Source organism: Paenibacillus sp. GYB004 (genome assembly GCF_036577605.1).
In the GTDB taxonomy this organism is placed as follows: Bacteria; Bacillota; Bacilli; order Paenibacillales; family NBRC-103111; genus Paenibacillus_AB; species Paenibacillus_AB oceani.
The window spans coordinates 362,870-381,154 of record NZ_JARBDB010000057.1 but is presented as its reverse complement, the minus strand read 5'-3'; the positions used below and the strand labels follow the sequence as shown (position 1 = coordinate 381,154).

The 18,285-nt window shown below is 53.6% G+C and carries 15 protein-coding genes and 1 pseudogene; 12 read left to right on the top strand and 4 right to left on the bottom strand.

The annotated features are described in order from the left end of the window. The first annotated feature begins 389 nt into the window (after positions 1-389). On the top strand, positions 390-1,076 hold the full coding sequence (locus PV433_RS24850; protein ID WP_332074711.1) for a sulfite exporter TauE/SafE family protein: 687 nt from the start codon (positions 390-392) through the stop codon (positions 1,074-1,076). Between the two features lie 17 nt (positions 1,077-1,093). Here the strand turns inward: PV433_RS24850 and PV433_RS24845 are convergent, their stop codons facing one another. Then, entirely contained in the window at positions 1,094-1,498 is a 405-nt protein-coding gene (locus PV433_RS24845; protein ID WP_332074710.1) for a FixH family protein, read from the bottom strand. Positions 1,499-1,574: 76 nt separating this feature from the next. Further along, entirely contained in the window at positions 1,575-2,291 is a 717-nt protein-coding gene (locus tag PV433_RS24840) for a response regulator transcription factor (protein WP_332074785.1), read from the bottom strand. Between the two features lie 297 nt (positions 2,292-2,588). Between PV433_RS24840 and PV433_RS24835 the strand changes: the two genes are divergently transcribed. The 6 genes and pseudogenes from PV433_RS24835 to PV433_RS24815 all read left to right on the top strand — a co-directional run bounded on the left by PV433_RS24835 (position 2,589) and on the right by PV433_RS24815 (position 6,998). Then, positions 2,589-3,971 (top strand): c-type cytochrome, encoded by a 1,383-nt coding sequence (locus tag PV433_RS24835; protein ID WP_332074709.1) that lies wholly within the window; start codon positions 2,589-2,591, stop codon positions 3,969-3,971. Positions 3,972-3,976: 5 nt separating this feature from the next. Further along, a complete protein-coding gene (locus PV433_RS24830; protein ID WP_332074708.1) occupies positions 3,977-4,993 on the top strand; it encodes a cytochrome c class I in 1,017 nt (338 codons plus the stop codon). Between the two features lie 486 nt (positions 4,994-5,479). Beyond that, the gene (locus PV433_RS24825) at positions 5,480-6,046 is read left to right on the top strand and encodes an SDR family NAD(P)-dependent oxidoreductase (RefSeq protein WP_332074707.1); all 567 of its coding nucleotides are present in this window, start codon (positions 5,480-5,482) and stop codon (positions 6,044-6,046) included. Positions 6,047-6,139: 93 nt separating this feature from the next. Further along, positions 6,140-6,394: a hypothetical protein gene (locus PV433_RS24820; protein WP_332074706.1), complete on the top strand. Its 255-nt coding sequence runs from the start codon at positions 6,140-6,142 to the stop codon at positions 6,392-6,394. Continuing rightward, a pseudogene (locus PV433_RS34205) lies at positions 6,381-6,527 on the top strand (TetR/AcrR family transcriptional regulator); the annotation flags it as partial. The gene PV433_RS24820 and the pseudogene PV433_RS34205, both read left to right, overlap by 14 nt. 6 nt (positions 6,528-6,533) lie before the next feature. Beyond that, a complete protein-coding gene (locus PV433_RS24815) occupies positions 6,534-6,998 on the top strand; it encodes a hypothetical protein (protein ID WP_332074705.1) in 465 nt (154 codons plus the stop codon). 229 nt (positions 6,999-7,227) lie between these two features. On the opposite strand, the gene PV433_RS24810 is transcribed toward PV433_RS24815, so the two are convergent. Continuing rightward, positions 7,228-7,995, bottom strand: coding sequence for a gamma-glutamyl-gamma-aminobutyrate hydrolase family protein (locus PV433_RS24810; protein WP_332074704.1), 768 nt, complete (start codon positions 7,993-7,995; stop codon positions 7,228-7,230). A gap of 372 nt (positions 7,996-8,367) precedes the next feature. Between PV433_RS24810 and pepV the strand changes: the two genes are divergently transcribed. Beyond that, positions 8,368-9,828 carry a dipeptidase PepV gene (gene pepV / locus PV433_RS24805; RefSeq protein WP_332074703.1) on the top strand — a complete coding sequence of 487 codons (1,461 nt, stop codon included), beginning with the start codon at positions 8,368-8,370 and terminating at the stop codon, positions 9,826-9,828. Here pepV and PV433_RS24800 read toward each other — a convergent pair. Continuing rightward, positions 9,798-11,885 carry a sigma-54 interaction domain-containing protein gene (locus PV433_RS24800; protein ID WP_332074702.1) on the bottom strand — a complete coding sequence of 696 codons (2,088 nt, stop codon included), beginning with the start codon at positions 11,883-11,885 and terminating at the stop codon, positions 9,798-9,800. The genes pepV and PV433_RS24800 overlap by 31 nt on opposite strands. Positions 11,886-12,090: 205 nt before the next feature. On the opposite strand from PV433_RS24800, the gene PV433_RS24795 reads away from it, so the two are divergent. The 4 genes from PV433_RS24795 to PV433_RS24780 all read left to right on the top strand — a co-directional run bounded on the left by PV433_RS24795 (position 12,091) and on the right by PV433_RS24780 (position 18,206). Next, entirely contained in the window at positions 12,091-14,361 is a 2,271-nt protein-coding gene (locus PV433_RS24795; protein WP_332074701.1) for a helix-turn-helix domain-containing protein, read from the top strand. A gap of 266 nt (positions 14,362-14,627) precedes the next feature. Continuing rightward, positions 14,628-15,596 (top strand): ABC transporter permease, encoded by a 969-nt coding sequence (locus tag PV433_RS24790; protein WP_442951572.1) that lies wholly within the window; start codon positions 14,628-14,630, stop codon positions 15,594-15,596. Positions 15,597-15,607: 11 nt separating this feature from the next. Continuing rightward, positions 15,608-16,498: a carbohydrate ABC transporter permease gene (locus PV433_RS24785; RefSeq protein ID WP_332074700.1), complete on the top strand. Its 891-nt coding sequence runs from the start codon at positions 15,608-15,610 to the stop codon at positions 16,496-16,498. Positions 16,499-16,568: 70 nt separating this feature from the next. Beyond that, the gene (locus tag PV433_RS24780) at positions 16,569-18,206 is read left to right on the top strand and encodes an extracellular solute-binding protein (RefSeq protein WP_332074699.1); all 1,638 of its coding nucleotides are present in this window, start codon (positions 16,569-16,571) and stop codon (positions 18,204-18,206) included. Positions 18,207-18,285: the final 79 nt, after the last annotated feature.

Below are 18,285 nucleotides of genomic sequence, written 5' to 3'. Positions count from 1 at the left end.
AATTTACCCTAAACCACGCTCTAAGGGACATGATGGAGGCTATTTTGCTAAAAAACAGTTTTGTAAAATGTAACGGTCACCACAGCGCTTATTTACTCCGAAACACCTCCAAAAGTGACACTTCTCATCAAATAACTGCATCTATGTCCGTTAGAAATCAAATGGATCGAAATTCGCCACAATAACGGCCGCTGTGTCCGTTAGAGTTTTTTCTCGTTATAGAAACTTTAAAACCCATAATACCAGAGAGAGCTTCGTTTAGAAGCTTTTTTTCGGCTCCTTGCAGCCATTCTTTTTATCCACACATTTTCATACAAATGAATGGACGGGCGATTACAATACCATGCCATTAGTTGCGAGGCGACTAGGATGGAACGGAGTGAAGAAGAATGCCCTTAACCGGGAGCTCATTACTGCTGGTTGCAATGGCAGGTTTGATGGGGGCACCTCATTGTCTGGTCATGTGCGGAGGGATCGTGTCTTCTCTGGCTATGCGAGCCCAGGGCTCTCCGTTGTCGTCGGTGCTCGCCTACAACGCCGGCAGAGTGATAACTTACGCGGCGATTGGCGGCTTTATGGGGATGGTTGGCTCGTTTCTGGATGTGGCCGGAAGTTTTGTGGGTTTTCAGGGCGCAGCAAGCATCGCGGGAGGCGTGCTCATGGTGCTGTGGACGTTACGGAAGTATACTCTGCCTCTCTACAGCCCGTATCTGCCGAGACATCCGCTGCTACATGAGAAGTTGGCGAGGCTCGGCCGGCACTACGGGATGCTATCGACTTTCTTAACCGGCATCCTGCTCGGATTTTTACCGTGCGGCTTGACTTATGCCATGCAGATGCAAGCGGCGGCATCCGGCACCATGGCGTCCGGCGTCCTGATCATGTTGACGTTCGGGCTTTCGACATTCCCGATTTTGCTGTTAGCGGGGCTGTCTGCCGGCGGATTGACCAGAAAGTGGCGCGGAAGTATGCGTAAGCTCGGCAACTGTCTCGCCTTTACGATGGGGATGCTCTCTATTCTGAAAGGACTGAGCGCTAATGAATGGATTCCAGGCGTTCACCCGTGGTTGTGGTAACGGTCTGCATTTGCCGGTTAACGAACGTCGAATTGCGAGTGGACCCGGATCGGGCCGTTCTCGCGGCGGAGGACCGCTTCGGCATGCCATCGGCCCTGCATGACAGGAATCGCTGTAGCGATGTAAACTCCTGGCTGCGATTGCGTTATGGCTCCCTGAAATACGCCGCAATACATATTCGGCATTGAGATAAACAGTTGGAGGTCGGCGTCGATAACCGGAGTACCGGACTCCTCGGTGACGAGAAGCCGGAAAGCCGTCTCTTCCATGGAGCGAGAGACCAACGGTTCGGCTTGCAGCTCCATTCGTATACGTCCGTCCGTATATACCGAACTTCCGTTTGAATCGTCCTGCACATACCGAAGCCACACGACAGCCCCGATAAAGATCAGAAGCAATGCAAATGCCCAACCGGTCTTCATTCCATCCCTTCTCTCGCCCTGAACATGAGTATTCTCTCATAAACGTATGTAGGGAAAGGGCGGAACATGCACCGTGTTATCCGGTCAGGGCGGAAGGATCCAACAGGCAATAACCGCGTCCGCGGTCAGTGTGAATCATCTCTGCCAAATCGGGACTAATCTGTTTCAGTTTCTCGCGAATGCGTTTGATGTTGGTGTCTACCGTGCGATAGTAACCGATCTCCTTCGACGTCCATACTTTTTGCAGCAATTCTTCCCGGCTCACGGTTTGATTCGGGCGATCCGCCAAGTAGCGTAACACTTTATATTCGCAGTAAGAAAGGCGGACCGGGGAGCAATTGACCCACACCAACGGACTGTGCCGCTCCAGTTCCAGCTTAGTACTCAACAATCGGCTGCGAAAAGCTACATTCACCGGCTGCCTTGAATGCCCGCCCGCCCGTTCTATCAGCACCCTCATGCGATATAGCAGCTCCCGCATACTGAAGGGCTTACTAACACAGTCGTCCGCTCCCGCCTGAAAACCCGCCAGCCTTTCCATGATCCCGCCCTCCGTAAGCAAAAGAAGTGCCGTTTTCTCCGTAAAGGCGCGCCTGATCTCCAAGCATTGCTTGAAGCCGTCTTTTGTGGTAGGCGAAATATGCAGCAAGATGAGGGCATACTCGTTCGCTTTGATTTTGTGCAAATAGTTGTGTTGCATGGATTTTTCTTCTACTGACCAGCCTTCCTCCCGGGCATAATACCTTATGGTTTGTCCCGCTTGCTCCGTAAAATTAAGTAGCAGGATTCGCATTGGAAAGGTTGTCAATGGGTACGCCTCCGGTTCATTTCGAATTTTCTCAAGAATACCACTACCGCGTTTGATGTTTCCATGACCACTTGGTGCTATTTCTCAATATGGCACCAACGAGCTAGCTCGAAATAATTACAGAAATATGGAGTATAGTGACAATATGAAGAGAATACAATTGGTTTTCACAGAAAATTCATCGATTATGACGATATGAGGAGAAACTGGCTCCATAGGGTCATTTTTTTTGTGTGCACCGAAATCTATACTTGGGAAATAAAACAGGAGGAGGAACCCGCTTTGAACTTTCCAACCATCGATTTCGGTTGGCTCGGAAACGGCAATTTGATCGGCATGATGGCCGTGCTTCATGTCATGATCAACCATGCGGTAGCCATAGGCGGCTGTGTGCTGGTCGTTTCCATCGAATACCGGGCATACAAAGATAACAATCCCGCGCTGGACGCCTATGCCCGGTGGCTGACCAAGTGGATTATGATCATTACGACTACGCTAGGCGCCATGACCGGCGTCGGCATCTGGTTTACCACCACGGTTATATTGCCGGACGCGATCGGATCGTTATTGCGCATTTTCCACTGGGCCTGGTTCACGGAGTGGCTCGTATTCGTATCGGAGGTCATCTTGCTTCTGACCTATTTCTACACGTGGGACAAGTGGAGCGGGGAGAAGAAACGGAGACATCTCCGGGTCGGCGTCGCGTTATGCATTATGTCCTGGTTCACACTCGTTATCATTACCGGTATTTTGGCGGCACAAATCAACCCTGGGAACTGGGTCGAAACACTGTCGTTCTGGGACGCTTTTTTTAATCCGACTTGGGTACCGTCCACTATTTTCCGCACCTTCGCCGCGATTGCCCTGGGCGTAGCCGTGCTTCATTCGCTCATCCGTTGGACGGTCAAGGATATGCGGGGTCGCGTCGCGGTGCAGCGTATATTCGGCAAATGGCTGGCGGTTTCGGTTCCGATCATGCTTGCGAGTGGCTTCTGGTATTTACGCACGTTGCCTGACAAAGCGCAGACTTTGGTCAAGTGGGCCTCCGGCATGAATGAAACAACGTTCATTTGGCTCAATATCGGCGGTCTGTTTCTCATATTCATCCTGGCGATTACGCTGCTGGACGGCAAGCCGAAAATGCCGGTCGCACTTACGGTATTTACCGCGGGCTTCTCCCTGCTCTTGATTACGGAGTTCGAGATCGTGCGGGAAAATATTCGCAAACCTTACGTGATCTATAACTATATGTATGCCAACGGGATCCTGAAAGAAGAGGTGGACAAGCTTTCAAGGGAGGGTGCTCTCCGGCATGCCAAGTTTTCCAAAGTGAAGGAAGTGACAGAAGCGAATCAGTTGGAAGCGGGAGAAGAGCTGTTTCGCATGCAGTGCATCGCCTGCCACAGCATTGACGGCATACGCCGGAGCAGGGCGATGACCGAACGCATAGACGGATGGAGCAAAGAGACGATAGCCGGCTTCATCCCCTCCATGCACCATGTCCGGGATGTCATGCCGCCTTTTGCAGGCACACAGCAGGAAGTAGAGGCGCTCGCTGCGTATCTGGCCAATATCGTTGCACAGACAAACGAGACGAAAGAGGCAGAGAACAAGGCTGCGTTATGGAGCCCGTTTTCACGGACAGAGACTTACGAAAAGGAGTAAGCGCTATGTATATAAAAGCCGATTCACCGGTTCCTAATGATCTGGGTTTGGCCATTCCCGGGAACATGCCCCTGTTCGAAGTGCTGATCGTTATCGGGTTTATACTGCATCTAATCTACGTCAATATTGTCGTTGCCGGATCGGTTAATGCCGTGTTGCTGGAAATCAGGGGAATTCTCAAACGTGACAAAGTCGCGGACGGTCTGGCACTTCAATTGGCGACTCTGGTGTCTATCCATAAAAGCATTGCCGTTGTTTTAGGTGTTGCGCCATTGTTAATTATCAGCACGATTTACACCCAGTTCTTTTATCCTTCTACCATTCTGATCGGTAAATGGTGGCTGATGCTCATTCCGCTATTAATTATTTCGTTTCTGCTGCTTTACGTCTACAAGTTTACGTGGGACAAGTGGCAGGACCGCAAGAAGCTGCATCTATCGTTCGGAATTGCCGGCGCGATCATTTTATTGTTTGTCCCCTTGCTTTTTATAACTAATGTCGCATCGATGCTGCATCCGGAACTTTGGAGCGGCTCCAAAGGTTTTTTTGACTCCTTGTTTCGTTATCCCACAATATGGCAGCGTTACTTTCATTTTATGGCAGCCAGTTTTGCTATCATCGGAATGTACATGTATGGGTGGGGGAGACGGAAAATCCGGGTAAAGGACGATCCTGTCTACAGGTTAGCCCAAACATTCGGGAAGGGCTCCGCATTTTTGTTCACGCTGCTGCAGCTGATTGCCGGTCCGTTTTTATTGTTAAGCATGAGCTCGGAGGTACGATCCAGCTTCCTGGGCGGTTCGGCCTTTCACACATCGCTTCTAGTCGTCTCCGTAACGCTGGCCTTTGTGCTGATTGTTCTTTTATTCCGACTCTACAAGGCGGACTCGCGGAAATTGTTTATTTCCTCGGCAGTGGTTTTGCTTGTGATCATGGGGCTTATGAGCTGGATCCGACATGAGGTGCGCGAATTGTACTTGGCTCCCTATATGGAACAGGCGCCGCGGAGCTTCAAAGAGTAGGCCGTAGTTGGTCTAGTTCATAGGGCGGATGCGGTATTCTATGTGTATGTGCTCCATAGGCCGGTGCTCTCTTCTTGATATCCAGATCCAGTCGGTACAAGAAATCGGGGAACGGGAGTTCCGATATTCTAGCGGGTTTTGGGTTGATTTTCAATTTACTATCGCCCGGATGCGGTGGTTTACTTTCAAAGTAGCTGTTAACAAAAGAGCATCCTCATTGAAGAGAATGTTCTTTTGGGCATTACTGATTTAATTTGTCCTGTGTCGTCCAAAGCCAGCCGAGGGGTGCTGATGAAGTAGATTTCTTCCCCATTGTCTAAACGGTTAAGCCATTTTTCAACTGTCCAGACCGATAATCTGGGTTCTGCGGGATTGTCTTCAAGCTTCTTCCTTAAATCAACTATTGACCACCTGGTCAAATGGCGATATATTAAGAATAAAACAACATTGACCAGTTGGTCAAAAATGCAAAGAAAGAGTGAAGTTATGAATAAAGCGGACTGGGATATGACGGGGAAAGTGTCGCTTATTACCGGAGCCAACGCGGGGATCGGGAAACGGGCGGCTAAACGGCTGGCCGCGCTCGGATCAGAAGTCATCGTCGTATGCCGGAATGCTGTAAACGGAGCGGCGGCAGTCGAAGAAATTAGACGCGCCACGGGCAACGTCAAGGTAGAACTGCTGCAAGCCGATATGTCGTCGCAGAGAAGCGTGCGGTTTCTCGCGGATGAGGTCCGGACCCATTATCGAAGACTTGACGTTCTTATCCATAACGCCGCCAACTTCGACCTGACCTTAAAGAAGCCCCTGATTACGGACGACGGAGTAGAAACGATTTTTGCAACCAATCACCTGGGGCCATTTCTGCTAACACATTTACTGCTCGACATGCTCAAGCGAAGCGCCCCTAGCCGGATTATTACGATTGCTTCCAAAGGACTTTTGACGTTCCCTGGCCTTACAATCGAATTTGATAATCTGAACGGAGAGAAGAAGTTTTCTCCGACTCACGCTTACTATCATTCCAAGCTGGCGCAGCTTATGTTTACCTAAGATCTGGCCCGGAAGCTTAAGGAGTCCGGCGTTACCGTAAACTGCATACGCGTGCCTAGTGTCAAGATTGATGAGGGAAGACACGCCGAGAATGTGGCCGGATGGCTACAAGCTGTTTACCGGCTGAAACGCAGCTTTTCGATTGAGCCCGATACGATGGCGGAAACGTATGCTTACCTTGCCGCCGAACCGGCTTTAGTCGGAGTAACCGGCAACTATTATACCGAGAAAAACAAGATTGTTTCTTCCTCCAAAAAATCCTATGATGAAACCGTTTGGAGAAAATTATGGGAGGCCAGCACACGGATGACCGGACTCCATATAGGAGGGATCGATCATCGAAGCTAAAGAACAGCTGGTACTCAAGTGCGCGCTTGCTGAATTCAGCGAACACGGCTATCGAAATGCATCTACCAATCGAATTGTAAAAGCGGCCGATACGTCCAAAGGTATCCTTTTTTTTTATTTCGGAAGCAAAAAGCAGCTGATGCTTACCGTGCTGGACCAGTCTCTGGATGTATTTGACCAGTACTTGGAAAACGAAATGAAGGAGCTGCCGCAGGAACTATTGACCCGTTACTTAGCCCTTAGCAAGGCGAAAGTGAAAATGTTCATGGAATATCCGATGATCTACAAGCTGGTTTCCGATGTGTTCCGGGACGTGCCGGAAGAGCTGGGCGAGGAGATCGTTATACGGCAACGGCGCATGCAGGCACGATACGCCGCTACTTTCTTGGAGGATGCCGATTATTCCGCATTTTCGTCCGAATTTAAGCGGGAGAAGGTGGTTCAGTTGATACATTCCGTACTAGACCAGCTTACGCACCGATTCATGGAACAATTCAAACATGCTCCGGATCGGGGACTTTCGGAATTGCCGAACATAATCCGAGAGTTCGAGGAATATACGGACATGCTGAAAAAAGGGATTTACAAGAACGATTCCCGGTAAGACCTATTAGCAAGGACATCTGAATATAGTCGGTATCGCCTTCCTTTCAACATTGCGAAAGCCGTCATTTCAAAATGGCGGTATTTCGTTGCGTCATGTAGGGAGTTTTAGGAAGATCCGCAGTCCGAAAAACACGTTCCGTGTGTGCCGCAAGCGGGGGAGAGGAAATCTCCCCCGCTTGACGTGCGTTTTGATGGCTGGAACTCAAAAAAAGGCGCGGCGCCGCCCCTCACACGGCTCGAACGGAAGCGGCGGATCGGCCGACGAACGCCTCGAACAGCGCGGCCGCCGCCGCATCGGTATCGTGCATCAGCTCGGGGTGCCACTGGACGCCGAGGACGAAGCGGTCCCCCTTCATCTCGATTCCCTCGATCGTTCCGTCGTCGGCGGTCGCCGTGACGGAAAACTGCGGACCAACCGTCTTCGCCGCCTGATGATGGAAGCTGTTGACGGCCAGCCGCTCCGTTCCGACGATAGCGCACAGCTTCGTTTCCTTTTCGATCGTCACCTGCTGCACGGCTTCATGCTTCGGGGATAACCCGGCATAGCTGTGGTTCGCGCTGCCTTCCCGCTCGGAGGGAAGGTCCTGATACAGCGTACCGCCTCCGGCTACGTTCAGGAGCTGGCAGCCGCGGCATATGGCGAGAACCGGGATCGTCGTCGATCGCAGCGCTTCGCCGATCAAGGCGAGCTCATGCCGGTCGCGCCCGGGATCGGTCGCGCCGATTTTGTCGCTGCGAGTAGCGTTGTAATAGCTTGGATCGATATCCGAGCCTCCGGTAAACAGAAGACCGTCGAGCGATTGAAGCAGTTTGGCGTAGTTGCCGGACTGTTCGTATACGGGGATAATAACAGGAATGCCGCCTGCACGCTCGATCGCTTTTACGTAGTCGTCCGCTACGTGCTGGATCGTTTGATCGGAGAGGGCGAGTCCTTGACTCGTTTGGCGGCTTGGATCTGTTGTGCGGTTGGATGTAATGCCTATTAGCGGCTTCATCGGTTTTGACTCCTTCTAGGTATAATTGGCTCCGGCAGGGATGAGGTTCGCAGCCCGGATTGTCTGGCAATGTTGTGCTGCCTTAACTATGAGAATGCAATAACCGTGCCAATGGAGGGAAAGTTCAATGAGCCGATACAGACAACGGCCGGTTTCGATCGGAATCAAGGCATTATTTCCGGATGCCGCACCATGCCGGACGTGTTCTGCGATTAATTGGCTAGTCCAATAACGGCGTGAAGTATACGAAATTTTGATTAAAGATAACCAATTAACGGTAATGCTGGTCGTCTGTCCATATTTTTTTGATTGGCACGATTATTGCTTGCTTAATATGGAGCGGAATTCATCCGAAGTAACAGGGGGATACAAATGGATTGGTACGGGGAAGTGTTGAAGAGAAAGGAAGCTTTGCTGGCAGATTTGCGTTCGCTGCTTCGCATACCAAGCGTGAAGGATCCCGCAACCCAACGGCCGGGTCAGCCGATGGGAGCGGCAATCGCCCAAGCTCTCGATTGGATGCTGGAGCAGGCGGAAAGCTCTGGTTTCCGGACGCGCAATCTGGACGGATATGCAGGATATGCGGAGTATGGGGAAAGCCGCGGTGAAGACTATATCGGGGTGTTGTGCCATCTGGACGTTGTTCCCGCCACCGGCGAATGGACTCATCCTCCGTTCGAACCGGCGATCGTGGACGGCAAGCTGTACGCCCGGGGAGCGATCGATGACAAAGGGCCGACGATCGCCGCTTATTACGCGCTGAAGATCGTACAGGAATCGGGCTTGCCGTTAAAACATAATGTGCGGCTTATCTTCGGAACGGACGAGGAAAGCGGGATGGCATGTGTGCGTAAATATGTGGAGGAGGAGCAAATGCCGGTCGCCGCGTTTTCGCCCGATGCCGGATTTCCGATCATTCATGCGGAGAAGGGGCAACTGAATCCCGTCTTCACTCTCGACTTGACTGCGGCGAATAAGGCGAAGTCCGCTCCGACCTGCATCCTCGCTTCGTTCGAAGCGGGGGAGCGAACGAATATGGTGCCGGACAAAGCGGTTGTCCGGATGAAGGCTCCCCGCCCGCTGCTGGAGCGGCTGGCCGCGGAATTTCAACGATACGGCGTGTCTCTCGGGCTTCCATGCGAATGGAGGCTGGAGGAATCCTCCGGCAGCGCGGAGCTGATGCTGTACGGAAAATCGGCGCACGGCGCTTATCCGATGAAAGGGCTTAACGCCGCTCTCTTCATGGCGCAGTTTCTGCGCGGATATGAGCTGGATGCGGCAGGGGCTGCGTATATCGCGTTTCTGGACGGCAAGCTGGCCGGCGACTGCTACGGCGAGAAGCTGGGCATCGCCTATATGGACGACATCTCCGGTCCGCTTACCGTAAATGCGGGCGTCCTCCGATACGAACACGGCAAAGGCGGCTTCGTCTCGCTCAATATCCGCTGTCCGGTAACGACCGACTTCCCGGCAGCAATCGCAGGGCTTGAAGCGGCGGCAGCCGTATCCGGCATGAGCATAACGAGCATCGGCAGCAAGAAGCCCCATTACATCGAGGCGAGCCACCCGCTGATCCGGACGCTCCAGCGGGTATATGAAGGCGAGACGGGGCAGGAGCCGACGCTGCTCTCGATCGGAGGAGCGACCTACGCCGGCCTGATGGGCAACTGCGTCGCGTTCGGGGCGATGTTTCCGGGTAAGGAAGGAACGGCGCACCAGAAGGATGAGTATATCGAGCTGGACGATCTGTTCAAGGCGACCGCCATCTACGCGCGGGCGATCTATGAGCTGGCGAATGCCGATTACGGCGACGGTCTGGTAGAAAGGCAGTAGCCCAGGAACCGCTGCCCCCTGGTCGTTATCCTCTCACCGCTGCGCCCGCGTCCGCTCGCAATCAGCTCGCTGCCGGCGAGCAGCTTGAGCCGGTACCGGAGCTGAGGGTCGGACAGCGACAAGCGTCCGCTCAGACGAGCCAGAAGGGAAGGACGTCCCGCGGTACCGTTCGGACTCGCGGCGAGGCTCTCCAGGATAAGCAGCATTTCGTTCAGGTAGCCTTTGCTCTCCCAATCGCGTGCCAAGCTTTTCGAGCGCTCCGCCTCCAGCGCCGTTTCATCGGCCGCCGCGTGTCCGGTAGAATAGAAGGGCAGCTCGTCCAAATATATCGTTCCTTCGCATACATGAACCGCATATTCGATCACGTTGCGAAGCTCGCGGATATTGCCGGGCCAGTCGTAGTCGATCAGCGCCTGCCTGACGGCTTTGGAGACGTGCAGCGGAGGCGCGTTCAGCCGGAGCTGAAACTCACGGAGAAATCGCTGCGCGAGAGGCACGATGTCCTCGCGCCTCTCGCGCAGCGGCGGCAGGCGGATCGGCAGCACGTTTAACCGGTGATACAGGTCGCGGCGGAATTTCCCTTCCTCCATCAATTGCTCCAGCACCTGGTTCGTCGCCGCAATCACCCGCGTATCGATCGTAAGCAGACGCTCTCCTCCTACCTTCATAATCTGTCGTTCCTGCAGGGCACGAAGCAGACGATTTTGAATAGAGGGTGAAGCGTCGCCGATCTCATCCAGAAACAGCGTACCCTGATGGGCCTGCTCGAATACCCCGATATGCCCGCTTTTTTTCGCACCCGTGAACGCTCCGCTTTCGTAACCGAACAACTCGCTCTCCAGAAGACTTTCGGATAATGCCGCGAAGTTGATTCCGACGAACGGCTGATGCTTGCGGGGCGAAGCGTTGTGCAGCGCCTGGGCGAATACTTCCTTGCCGGTCCCGGTTTCACCCAGAAGCAGCACGGTGGAATGGCTTAACGCCAGCTTGCGGGCGATCCGGACCGTATGGAGAAGCGACGGGCTCTCCGTCAGAATGTCGTCGAACTGATATTTGGCAGTAAAACTGCTTTTCTTCAGGTTCGAACGATATTCATGCTCGATATGGCGAATGTCCTCGACCTTGCGGAATACGAGCAGCCAGACGGCGGTATCGGCATCGACGTTCATGCATGTTTTGCGAATGTAATAGGCGGTTCCGTCGACGTCGCGGAACAAGTCGCGACCGGAATCGAGCAGCCGGACGGCGTCGTAAAAAGCTTGTCCGGCCCATTCCCGGAGCGGCGCGCCGGAGACTTGGAGCAGCGGAGCGTGAAGCAACTGCCGAGCCTTCTCGTTCGCCGTTTGAACCTTCTCGTCCTGCGAGTAGATCACAACCGCATCGTCGATGCTGTTCACGACCCATTCCAGCTTGCGCTGCAACCGCTCCGAATGCATCATCTCCTCGCTTAGCTCGCGGACCATGCGGAAGAGCGACTGCATGTACCTCATCGACAAAAGATCGTTTTTGAATTGTGGCGATATGCGGAAAAAATGAAAAATTTCGAACAGTGTCGACAGTTCGATCAGCCGGTCGCCGATGTCAATCATCGTCTCGACGTGATCCGGGACGTAATCGGTCTCCCCCGGGGTTACCGCTACGGTGATGTCCGGCCTGGCGGCTTGTCCGGGATAATACGGGATAAACCGGAGCGAGACGCCCATCTCTAGCAGATTGCGGATCGTATCCTCGGCGGCGTCTCTGGTATTATTGACGAGGTATACGCTCGTCTGCGGCGGTATGCTCAGCACTTCGCGAATATTCGAGAAGTTGATCACCCTTCTCGCGATCAGGTATGAAGTGTCGGCCGAGAAAAACGGCTTCACCTTCATATACGTCGTTTGGCTTGTCAAAAGCACGAGAGCGAACCTGCTGACGCAGGCATGATCGATCTCGTCGATCGTGCGCGTCTCGATATGAAACAGCTCGTCTAAACCGATTTCGAGCAGCTGCTCGGCCAGCTTGACCAGAACGGCGCGATGATGGGCGATGATCAGAATGGACTTCGTTTCTTTCATCATTCTCACTCTTTTATCGTAATCTGGAAGCCCCGGTGTAAACCTCCGGCCGTTCCCATCATAGCAGGAAGCGCCCGTTATGGGAAGGAGGGGGAGCCGCTGTTTCGCCAGTTTCGATAAAGCTCGCCCGATTGTTCCGGGATGCAGTATAATGGTGTACGGACGATTTCTTGCCGATTTTCATAAACACGTTCTCGGAGGCTCCATGAAGAAACATTGGTTTAATCGTTTCCTCGTTTCCTATCTGCCGATCTTTATTTTTATTAACTCCGTCCTGGTGTTTATTTTTTTTCTCGTACTCAGCGACCAGGTAAGAAGCCAGGCGGTGAAAGCGAATCAGGCTGCAGCGGAGCAAGCGCTGCAATCGGTCGACTATTCGCTGCGCTCCGTTCACGAGATGGTGATGAAGGAGTTTCGGATCAACGAAGATTTGCAGCAGTTTTTTATCGAGACCGCCGTCCCTTCGCCGATCGTTCACGCCAAAGTTTCTTCGCTGCTTAGCGGTATGACGCTGTCCAACGATTTGATTCACAATATATATCTGTACAGAGACTACGACCGCCGCGTCTTGACGAACAAGATGATGGTCGACGCAGACGAATTTGCGGAAAAGGAATTCGTTCAGGAAGCGTTTGCCGATAAAACGGTGGCGAATTGGACGAATATCCGGGAAGTGTTATCCGAACCGGCCGTGACCGAGCCGGTCAAGGTCGTATCGCTGGTGCGGCGGTACCCGATATTAAGCGGCGATTCCGGCGTCATCGTTATTAATGTCAACGCCTCCCTGCTTCAGAAGAGAGTCGATGAGATGACAGGCGGCCGGATGAGCTTCATGGAGCTGTACGACCGGGAGGGGACCCGGTTTTTCGACAAGCGGCTGCAGTTTGCCGGCAACGCGGAAGCGGAAGGGAAAGGCGATCCGGTGCTGTCCACGGCAGTGTCGGATTTGACCGGATGGGAGCTGCGCAGCGGCTATAAAAGCATCCCGTTTTTCAGCTTCGCTTCGCTCGTCTCCAACGTTTGGGCGTGGCTCGCATTCGGCTCCATCCTCTTCGGAGCGGCCGCGATCTTCTACGTATCGAGGCGCAACTACAAGCCGATCGAGCTTATCCTCGAGCGCATCAGCGCCTCTCCCGCGCTCGCTTTGGACGCGAGTCCCGGAGAGGGCAGGTTTGACGAGTTCAAGCGGATCTCCACGGCTCTCGACGATTTGATCGAGCAGTCCGACCATTTCAAGCGGCGGCAATACGAGGATCTGGCGTACCGGAAACAATTTTTTTTCGAAGAGCTGCTGTCCGGCGAACGACCGGTCAGTCTGGACGAATGGAACAAGGAGATGACGCGGTTCGGTCTCCGCTCGGGATTCGGCAGCCTGATGACGGCGGTTGCGGAAATCGACCGGTATTCGGCGTTTTCGGATACGTATTCGCACAGAGACCAGCTGCTGCTGAAATACGGCCTGTCCGCCGTCATCAAGGAGATTGCCGAAAGCGAATCGGCCGCAGTCGCGTCGGAGTGGATGTCGAACCGCCATCTGGCCGTTATTTTCCTGCTTCCGGGCGGTCCTTCTGAGCAGGCGGCGCGGGTGCCGGAGCTGTGCGAGCGCGCACGGGAATGGGTCAAGGCGAACCTGCGCATGACCGTTACGTTCGGCATCGGCGACCGGGTCGAGGAGATCGGGGATGTGTCCCTGTCCTACGAGGAAGCGATGCAGGCGCTTAAGTTCAAGCCGGTGCTCGGCAGCGACAAGGTCATCTCGGCGGCGGACTGCATGCCGGCCCAGCATAACGGAATGGACCTGATCCTTCAGACGGCGCGGGCGCTCGCCCAGTCGTTCCGGTTAAACGAGGAGTCCTGGAAGGAGATGTACAGCCGGATTTTCGACATCCTGCGCGAAGGCAGCTTCTCACGGGACGATATCGTACATGTGCTGAACTACATGAATTTTTGCCTGGAGAAAGAAATGATGGATTTGCCCGCGGACGTGCAGCTCGTCTGGAGGGAGACGGCCCAGCCGCAGCTGCTGGCGGGAAGCGCCCGCTTCGAGCTGCTGGAAGACATCGAGCTCGAGCTGCAGCGCGTATTGTCTGACGCCGCCGGGCGGTTCCTTGCGATGCGTCAGCAGAGGCACAATCACAAGCTTATTCAGGAAATCAAGCTGTATCTGGAGCAAAATTATGCGAACCCGGATCTTTCGCTCGATCATATCAGCGAGCATTTCGAGTTAAGCCCGAAATATTTCAGCCGTCTGTTCAAGGAGGAGTTCGGCGAGAAGTTCATCGAATTTCTGGCCAAGCTCCGCGTGCAGGAGGCGAAGCGGCTGCTCGTCGAGACGGACGAGACGGTTCAGACGATCTCGGTCAAGGTTGGCTATTTGCATGCGTTATCGTTTATCCGCATGTTCAAAAAAATTACGTCGATAACGCCGGGATTATTCCGCAGCGAGCACCAGAATGCGGACAAAAGCGAAAATTGAATACGGTGCGAAAGATGTATATGCCCGTGAAGTTCGGGCCGTGAATCGTGCGATAACCGCAGCTGCGGATGCGCCTTTTGCGGCTTTTTGCCGTTGCCGGGGGGGCGGCGCCAAGTGGCGGAAAGGCCGTCCTTCCAAGGCGTTTCACTGCGATGAGAATTAAGTATATGGGGAAGAAACGTGTATATTGATGCGCAGCCCGGGGAGGAGGTAGATTAGGGATTGTTCTCGTAAAAGACGATTCCGAAAGAGGGGTGATCCACTGTATGAATCAACAAATGGCCGGTCATTCGGGCGGCCGGCTGATGGAACGGACGGAGAGCGCGAGATTGCGGTCGCAGAGAAAGAAACGATTCCGGCAAAACATACCGCTGCTTATTTTGTTCGTGCCGATTATTTTGTACTTCGCCCTATTTAAGTACGCTCCCATGCTGGGACTTGTAATTGCTTTCAAGGATTACAGCTTCCGGGACGGCATTCTCGGCAGTCCGTGGGTCGGCATCGATAACTTCAAGCTGCTGTTCGACAATCCGATGATGCTGGAGATTATCCGCAATACGCTGATTCTCAGCCTGCTGAATATTATCGTCGGATTTCCGTTTCCAATCATGCTGGCGATCCTGATTAACGAGGTACGCAAGGCGTGGTTCAAAAAGACGGTGCAGACGCTTGTTTATTTGCCGCACTTCCTGAACTGGGTGATCATCGGCGGAATTATCGTTACGCTGTTCGCCCAGCAGGCGGGCACGTTCAACCTGCTGCTGGAGAAGCTTACCGGTTCGATTTATCCGTTCCTTTATAACGAGCTGAGCTGGATTACGATTTATGTGGGGTCCGGTATCTGGAAGTCGATGGGCTGGGGGGCGATCATTTATTTGGCGGCGCTGTCCGCGATCAGTCCCGATTTGTACGAAGCGGCCAGCATCGACGGCGCCTCGAAGTGGCGGCAGATGTGGCATATCACGCTCCCGGGCATCCGCTCCACGATCGTGCTCGTGTTTATTTTGAGCATGGGCAATCTGATGGAGGTCGGCTTCGACCACGTATATGTGCTGCAAAATTCGGCGGTATCCAGCATATCCGAGGTCATCAGCACGTGGAACTACAAGATGGGCTTGCGCGGCAATCAGTTCAGCGTAGGCGCGGCGCTCGGCTTGTTCGAATCGCTGATCGGCCTTATATTCGTCATCACTGCCAACCGGATCGCGCGCCGGTACGGAGAGAGCATTTGGTAGGAGGAACACTAGTGAGAGCCACCAGAGGGGAACATCTATTTTACGCCATTACCTATACGATCCTGTCTGTCCTAGCGCTGTCGTGCCTGCTGCCGCTCGTCCATATTTTTGCGGTTTCGCTTAGCGATAACGATGCGGTGATGTCCGGCAAGGTGTCGTTCTGGCCGGTCCAGTTCACTCTGGAGTCGTATAAGCTGCTGGTCGAAGGAACGCCGATCGTGCGGTCGTTTAACAACAGTATCATCATTACGGTGATCGGGACGATTCTGAACATGATCTTTACGGTTATGGCCGGATATCCGCTGTCCCGGAAATATTTTTACGGACGCCGTTTTTTCAGTATGGCGATTGTATTTACGATGCTGTTCAGCGCCGGATTGATTCCGAACTTCCTGCTCGTGAAATCGCTGGGCCTGCTCGACTCGTATTGGTCGCTTTGGCTGCCGGGTATCGTCAGCGCGTGGAATCTGCTCGTTCTCAGGTCGTTTTTCGAGAACATTCCGGAGGAATTGGTCGAAGCCGCGCGGATCGACGGATGTTCGGAATGGGGGCTGCTGGGACGTATTTTTCTTCCCTTGTCGCTGCCGGTTCTGGCCGCCCTGTCGCTTTTTTACGGAGTGGGACACTGGAACTCGTTTTTCAGCGTGCTGATGTACATCAACGATTCGGCCAAGCATAATTTGTCGGTTTTGGTGCAGAACATGATTCAGAGTCAACAACTGCTGAATGAAATCAATCATCAGATGAACATGGGCACTGCGGACGATTCGATCAACAAAATAACGCCCCAGTCGATTCGTGCGGCGGGCATTATGACAATGGTCATTCCGATGGTAATCGTTTATCCGTTTCTGCAGAAGTTTTTCGTCAAGGGTATGCTGATCGGCTCGATCAAAGGGTAGCTTCAACGTTTGCCTTATGCGGCAAGCGATCCTAATAGAAGTGTATGATACTGACGGGGGAGAGATTGGAATGAAGAGGAAGTCGTGGAAAAAGGCAAGCGTCACTACATTGGCTGTAGCTTTGGCCGCCGGCTCGTTGCTGGCCGCCTGCTCGAGCGGCGGCTCGGGAGGCAAGGAAGCCGCTGCCGGCAAGGAGGGCGAGAAGGCGCCCGAGAAAAAGCCGAAAATTACCGTCACGATATACGACCGGGGACAAGTGCCGCAAGGGGAAGGCGATTATGTAAATAACCGCTGGACGCGGTGGATCAACGAAAACGCGCCGGTCGAGGTCGAATTCGTTCCGGTGCCGCGTACCGGGGAAGCCGCGAAGCTGAATACGCTGTTTGCGTCGAATACGGCTCCCGATCTGATCCAGACTTATTTGCCGTCGTACCGCAATGATCTGTACACCTCCAAGCAGATTATTCCGCTGGACGATCTGATCGAGAAGCACAGTACGAATTACAAGGCGCTGATGATGCAGTATCCGCTGCTCAAAAAGCTGGGCTACAAAAGCGACGGCAAAATCTACGAGCTGGGCCGCGTAACCGGTCTGCAGCAAAACGTAACGGTCGTCATCCGTCAGGACTGGCTGAAAAAGCTGAACCTGGACATGCCGAAAACGACGGACGATCTGTTCAAGGTGATGAAAGCGTTCGCTGAGATGGACCCGGACGGCAACGGCAAGAAGGATACGTTCGGTTATAACCTGAGCGGCAACGGCAACGAAGTGATCAATGCGATTTTTGGCAGCGACACATGGCATTTTGACGCAAACGGCAAGCTGTATCACGATTACGAACGGGCGGAAGCGGCGCTTGCGTACAAGAAGCAAATTTACGACGCGGGCATCGCCGACAAGGACTATTTGACCGACAAAGGCGGCACGAAGGCGCAGCAGGACTGGGTGAACGGCAAGCTCGGCATCTACGCCTCGGTCAAAATTACGTCGAATCTGGCGCTGCATCAAACGTTCAAGAAAAACAATCCGACCTCCGAGGTGGCCGTATTGGAGCTGCCGAAAGGGCCGTTCGGCCAGTTCAGCCCGCAGGTCGATACGCCGGCCGGCTCGGTGGGCGTCGTCAACGCGAACGCCAAAGATCCGGTGGCGGTTATGAAATACATCGATTGGCTGATCTCCGAGAGCACGCTGCGGACGCTGAAGTACGGCTTCGAGGGCGAGCATTGGAAGATGGGCAAGAACGGATGCCCGGAGCCGATCGATCTGGAGAAAAACAAAAAAGAGCTGGACTGGAACTACGAATATTACACGCTGTTCGGCAACACGGTGCTGCTCGGCAAGTGCGGAGATCCGTCCAGCAGCTACGATTTGAGCGATCCGGTTCAGAAGGAGCTCGCTGACTTGTACGCCAAAGGCAAAGAGGTATGGCTGTCGAAAAGCCGGCCGGTCTTTAAGGACGTAGGCTTTATGCCGGCGCTTCCGAAGGAGCTGCAGCTGATCAGTACGAACGGCTTCAAGTATGAAGATCTGTTCCAGAAGGCGATCGTCAGCGGTCCGAGCTACACGGTGGAGCAGGCGGTCAAGGAAGCGAAGGAGATGTGGGAGAAGGCGGGCGGTCAGAAGGTCGACGAATTTTATACAAAGTATTACGCCGAGAACAAAGACAAAGTGTACATGGCGAAAATCGACGCTTACGACATCAAGTAAGCCCGCAGACCATTCTGATTACTGATGCTAGGAGGCTGCGCTGGAAAGGCAGCTCCGATTCGATCGCCTATCTTCCGGC

Excerpts from the sequence above, each read along its gene's own strand:
- PV433_RS24825 (WP_332074707.1), top strand. The coding sequence starts at position 5,480 with ATGAATAAAGCGGACTGGGATATGACGGGGAAAGTGTCGCTTATTACC.
- PV433_RS24815 (WP_332074705.1), top strand. The coding sequence starts at position 6,534 with ATGCTTACCGTGCTGGACCAGTCTCTGGATGTATTTGACCAGTACTTG.
- pepV (WP_332074703.1), top strand. The coding sequence starts at position 8,368 with ATGGATTGGTACGGGGAAGTGTTGAAGAGAAAGGAAGCTTTGCTGGCA.
- PV433_RS24790 (WP_442951572.1), top strand. The coding sequence starts at position 14,628 with ATGAATCAACAAATGGCCGGTCATTCGGGCGGCCGGCTGATGGAACGG.
- PV433_RS24845 (WP_332074710.1), bottom strand. The coding sequence starts at position 1,498 with ATGAAGACCGGTTGGGCATTTGCATTGCTTCTGATCTTTATCGGGGCT.
- PV433_RS24840 (WP_332074785.1), bottom strand. The coding sequence starts at position 2,291 with ATGCGAATCCTGCTACTTAATTTTACGGAGCAAGCGGGACAAACCATA.
- PV433_RS24810 (WP_332074704.1), bottom strand. The coding sequence starts at position 7,995 with ATGAAGCCGCTAATAGGCATTACATCCAACCGCACAACAGATCCAAGC.
- PV433_RS24780 (WP_332074699.1), top strand. The coding sequence starts at position 16,569 with ATGAAGAGGAAGTCGTGGAAAAAGGCAAGCGTCACTACATTGGCTGTA.
- PV433_RS24795 (WP_332074701.1), top strand. The coding sequence starts at position 12,091 with ATGAAGAAACATTGGTTTAATCGTTTCCTCGTTTCCTATCTGCCGATC.
- PV433_RS24800 (WP_332074702.1), bottom strand. The coding sequence starts at position 11,885 with ATGAAAGAAACGAAGTCCATTCTGATCATCGCCCATCATCGCGCCGTT.
- PV433_RS24850 (WP_332074711.1), top strand. The coding sequence starts at position 390 with ATGCCCTTAACCGGGAGCTCATTACTGCTGGTTGCAATGGCAGGTTTG.
- PV433_RS24830 (WP_332074708.1), top strand. The coding sequence starts at position 3,977 with ATGTATATAAAAGCCGATTCACCGGTTCCTAATGATCTGGGTTTGGCC.